General features: G+C 74.9%; 5 protein-coding genes and 1 pseudogene. 1 reads left to right on the top strand and 5 read right to left on the bottom strand.

All coding sequences use genetic code 11. The features are described from left to right. The 5 genes and pseudogenes from ABZ641_RS26960 to ABZ641_RS26940 form a co-directional block, all read right to left on the bottom strand. A pseudogene (locus tag ABZ641_RS26960) lies at window positions 1-550 on the bottom strand (hypothetical protein); the annotation flags it as partial. Then, window positions 550-1,392, bottom strand: coding sequence for an SAF domain-containing protein (locus ABZ641_RS26955; protein ID WP_344625489.1), 843 nt, complete (start codon window positions 1,390-1,392; stop codon window positions 550-552). The pseudogene ABZ641_RS26960 and the gene ABZ641_RS26955, both read right to left, overlap by 1 nt. A gap of 58 nt (window positions 1,393-1,450) precedes the next feature. After that, window positions 1,451-2,176 (bottom strand): ATP/GTP-binding protein, encoded by a 726-nt coding sequence (locus tag ABZ641_RS26950; RefSeq protein WP_344625490.1) that lies wholly within the window; start codon window positions 2,174-2,176, stop codon window positions 1,451-1,453. Between the two features lie 200 nt (window positions 2,177-2,376). Further along, a complete protein-coding gene (locus ABZ641_RS26945) occupies window positions 2,377-2,772 on the bottom strand; it encodes a hypothetical protein (RefSeq protein ID WP_359985729.1) in 396 nt (131 codons plus the stop codon). Window positions 2,773-3,134: 362 nt separating this feature from the next. Beyond that, a complete protein-coding gene (locus tag ABZ641_RS26940; protein WP_344625492.1) occupies window positions 3,135-3,977 on the bottom strand; it encodes a hypothetical protein in 843 nt (280 codons plus the stop codon). Window positions 3,978-4,091: 114 nt separating this feature from the next. Here ABZ641_RS26940 and ABZ641_RS26935 point away from each other — a divergent pair. Next, window positions 4,092-4,453: pyridoxamine 5'-phosphate oxidase family protein (locus ABZ641_RS26935; protein ID WP_359985725.1), on the top strand; the 362-nt coding region annotated here is incomplete at its 3' end.

Below are 4,453 nucleotides of genomic sequence, written 5' to 3'. Positions count from 1 at the left end.
CGGCACCCGGGCCGGCGCTCTCCAGGTCGTCGCGGAGCGCGGCCAGCCGCGGCCGGGCGGCGGACAGGCCGCGCAGGGTGGTCCGGACGGTCGCCACCACCACGTCGGCCCGCCGGGCCAGCACCGCACCCGGGCCGGTCGCTCCGGACCGGCCCAGGTCGACGATCACGTCGTAGCCCTGGCCGTCCAGCGCCTGGAAGGTGTCGGCGAGCGGCTCCCAGGTGTACGCGAGGCCGGGCGCCTGCGCGGGGTCGGTGAGGCCCGGCAGCAGCAGCCGCTCCGCGGTGCCCTCCGGGGAGAGGTCGACCAGCTGCTCCCAGACGGTCTGGGCGAGCAGGCCGCGGCGGTCCGCCACGGCCAGGTTGCGCAGCCCGTAGACCGCCTCGATGCGGCCCTCCAGTGCGCCGGCCAGCACGGCGCCGCCGTCCGGGTCGCACTCGGCGAGCAGCACCTTGCGGCCCGGCGGCAGCGGCCAGCTGAGCAGCAGGGCGAGGGCGGTGGTGGTGGCCCCGGGCGCGCCCGGGCCGCCGACCACGGCGACGACCGCCATCAGGTGCCACCTCCCGTACCGCTCTTCGGACTTCCGGTGGCCTTGCCGCTCGGGGCACCCGTCGGCGTACCGGCCGGGGGTGTGACCGCTCCGGCGTTCCCGTCGTCCGCGGTGGTGCCGCTCGTGGACGGCGCGGGCGCGGGGGCGCCGGCCCGCGGTGCGAGGATCACCTGGAACCGGCCGGAGGACACCCAGAAGGCCAGCCGCGGCCCGTCGGCCGAGGGAACGGCCACGTCCACCACCTGGCTGCCGTCGGAGTCGACCCGGCCGACGGTGACCACCACCGCGGCGATCGTCTCCGGCGGCCGGCCGGCCGCCGCCTGGTCGCCCTTGGCGTCCGGGGTGGACACCACCAGCACCTGCAGCCCCGGCTGAAGCCGCGTGGCGGGCAACTGGGTGCGTTTGGCGGCGAGGCCGACGGTCTGCTGGTCGGGGCGGAGCACCGGCTCCGCCGTCAGGTCCGCCTTGAGCAGCAGGGCGCCGCGCTTGAGGTCGGTGGTGGCGCGCAGGCCGATGGTGCGGGCCCGGTCCCGGGCGTCCAGCGGGCGCAGCAGCGGGTCGCCGGCGATGTGCGCGACCACCAGGTCGTCGGCGGTGACGGCCTGCCCCATCGGGATGTCGCGGGCCACCGCCAGCACGGCGATCCGCTGCCCCGAACTGGTGTAGAGGGCGGCGCCGCCGAGGCCGCCCGCGGCGATCAGCGCGACCGCCATCGCCAGCACGGCGGGCCGCCGCCGCCGTGCCCGCAGGGTGCGCGGGGGCACGTGCGGGGCCGGACGGTGCGGGTCGGGGGCGAGGGCGGCAGTGCCTGCGCTCGGCGTCGGGACGTTGCGGGTTTCCACCGGGCTTCGGCCTTTCCGGAACTGGTGGTTCGTCGTGGGGTCGGGGCGTGGCCGGCGGTCAGTTGAGCGCCTGCACCTCGGCGACCTTCAGCGGCAGCGGCTGGTCCGTGTCGACGCGGTAGTCGACCGCGAACACCCGCGCCCCGGTGTCGGAGCGCACCGCCTCGACCCGCCAGGTCAGCGTGGCGGTGAGGTAGAAGGTCTGGTCGTGCTGGCCGCCGGACGCCTTCCGGTAGGTGTGGCCGCAGGGCGGTTCGGTGCCGGCGCCCGGGGTGTAGGCGGTGCCGGGGCCGGTGCAGTCGGCGCCGGCCGAGCCGTCGCCGGTGTCCCAGTGCACCTTCGTCAGCCGGGCGGTGGCGGTGACGCTCATCGTCCGGCCCTTGGCGGTGGCGCTCTGCGGGCCGGCCGTGGTCGGCCCGGCGGTGTACCAGAGCCAGACCGGCACCCCGACGACGGCGGTGGCGGCCGGGGCGGCGTGCAGCGCCGGCGAGTCGAAGTGGATCATGCCGAGCGCCTTCATGCCCAGGTCGTACGGGCGGTCCGGCGGCGGCGGGCCGCCGGGCGGCTGGGCGAAGAACATCGGCGGCTTCGGCGACAACTGGCCGCCGACACCGCGGCAGTTGACCTCGTACACCGCGCCCTCGGACGGGGCGTGGCCGTCCCAGGCGGGGTCGCTCGCGGGCGGCTGCGGCTCGGAGCGGTGGTAGTAGCAGCCGTCCGCGGTGGAGAACCAGCCGAGGTCGTCGTCCCAGCAGGGCCACTGCTGCCCGTTCCAACTGCACATCTGCACCCCGCCGTCGGACCCGCCCGACGACCCACCGCTCCCGCCCCCGGGCTCGGCCGTGCTCCCGGGCTCGGTGACGACCACGCAGATGTACCTGTTCTTGCACGGTCCCACGTCACCGGCGGGCCCTTGATCGGCGACCGCGGGGGTGGTCGCCAGCGTCAGAAACAGTACGGCAACGAGTAGGCGCCGCAAGGATTTCAGCATGTCCGCCCCACCTCACGGGTGACTTCCACAATGGTCCAACTCGCGCCGTTCTTTCGCAGTCGCGTGGTGGAAACGTAGCGCCCGAGGCGCTGTTGGGGATCACGGATTGCCTTGGTCGCCGGGTCGGCCTGGTGCCACCCCGTGACGTCCAGGCAGTCCTCGATCTCCGCCGTCGGCGGATTGGCCACGGCATCCAGTTTCCGGACCACCGGAGAAGTGCGGGGTGCTCCGATCATCACGAGCTTGGACTCGCGCAGTTGGTGGAGGCTGGCGAGCTCGTCGCTCAATGCCTGACCGGTCGAGTACGCCTGAAGTTGCGAACCGTCCGAATCCGGCCGTGCGAAGACCTCGACCTTGGCGTCCCACCAGGCTTGATAGGTGCTCAGCACCGTTCGGGCGACGGCGCCGTCGGGGCCTTCGGTGGGGGCGCTGCCGCCCGTACCCGGACCACTCGAAGGAGTTACTGCAGTCCCACCGGGAACAGCCGTCACAGGAGTACCCAGACGGTCCGCAGAACCCCCGGCGTCGGCGGCGGAACAGGCACTGAGCGCCAACAGCAGTGCCACCCCACCGATCCCGACCGCCCCAGGGCGCAACACATTTCCGCGCTGCCGCATCGCCCCACCTCGTAGCGCCAGACCTCGTCCGCGGCCGTGGTCGCACAATTCCTCTGCCGTCCCTCGGTGCCGCCGCGGGGACATCGATTCTTCGCCACCCGCCCCGGCACAGCAACACCTCGGGCGGTCCGACCTTACGCGTTCGGCGGATCGGTTGGGGTGTTTTCTCGCCAGAGCACGGCCAACAGTTCGTCGGAAAGCGACAATCCGGCCAATGCGCCCCGGACGGCGGCCCGATTGTGCATCAGCAGCCTTCCTCCGTCGGCCGGTACGAGTTCGACGGCCTGTCCGGCTTCGGCCGCGCCGCCGTCCCGCAGGGCGAGTTCGTGCGCGAGGACGGGCGCGAGTTCCTGCGGGCCGAGGGCGGCGGGTGCGCCGGGGACGCCGCGGTCGAGGGCGTCCACCAGGAGCCGGCTGAACGATCCGTCACCTCCCGGGCGGACGGCGTCCCGGCCGCGCCGTCCGGCCTGGTGCCGGCCGATCCGGCCCCAGAGCGGGACGCGGGAGTGGCTGAGGAGCTCTCCCGCGGCGTCCTCCCGGGCGAGGGCGGCCCAGGTGTCGCGGTCGGCGACCGCGTCGACGAGCAGCAGGGTCTCCTCCTGCCCGCCGTGCACCATGGCGCTGACCACCCAGTCCCAGGCGAGGCCGCGCCGGTAGGCGTTGTCGGGGGTGGAGCCGGCGGTGACGAGCGCGATCCGCCGTCCCCTGGGGTCGGCGGCGAGCTGGCCGAGCAGGCAGACGACCAGCCACCGCGCGGGTCTCGCCGCGGCGGCGCGCAGCGCGGTGAGCATGGTGTTGGCGTCGGCGTCCGGGGGCAGCAGGTCGACCCGGCAGCCCCGGGCCCCGGCGTCGAAGGTCCGGCCGGGCAGTGCCGCGGCGAGGGTGCGGGCGCCGTCCGCGGCCCGTTCCGAGCCGGACCAGCTGCGGTCCGGCCCCCCGTCCGCGCCGATCACCACCAGTTCGATGCCGCCGCCCACCCCGCACCAGCCCCCTTCCGCCTTCGTGCCTGGCGACAAGCTACCGCCGGAGGACCCTTCGGGCAGGGACCATCGGCCCTACCGGCTCCACGGCCGCGGGCCGAGCATCGTGCCATGGAGTACGAGGACCCTGTGGAGGAGCTGAGCGAGGCCGAGTGCCGCCGTCTGCTCGGCACCGTGCCCGTCGGGCGCGTGGTGTACACCGAGCACGCGCTGCCCGCGGTGCTGCCGGTGGCGTTCGAGGTGGCGCAGGACGGCCGGCTGGTGCTGGCGCTGCGCGCCGACAGCACCACCGCGCGGGCGCTGGACGGCACGGTCGCCGCCTTCCAGGCCGACGTGCTCGACCCGGAGACGCGCTCCGGCTGGAGCGTCCTGGTGCACGGGCACGCCGAGGTGGTCCGGGACCACCTCGCGCAGGACGGCCTGTACGACGCGGGGCTACGCCCGTGGGTGGGCGGTCCGCGGCCGGTGTACGT

The sequence above is a fragment of the Kitasatospora sp. NPDC007106 genome (assembly GCF_040634455.1).
GTDB lineage: Bacteria > Actinomycetota > Actinomycetes > Streptomycetales > Streptomycetaceae > Kitasatospora > Kitasatospora arboriphila.
This window is presented reverse-complemented; position numbering and strand designations above follow the sequence as displayed.

Coding starts and splice junctions, on each gene's coding strand:
- ABZ641_RS26950 (WP_344625490.1), bottom strand. CDS start 2,176: ATGTGCAGTTGGAACGGGCAGCAGTGGCCCTGCTGGGACGACGACCTC.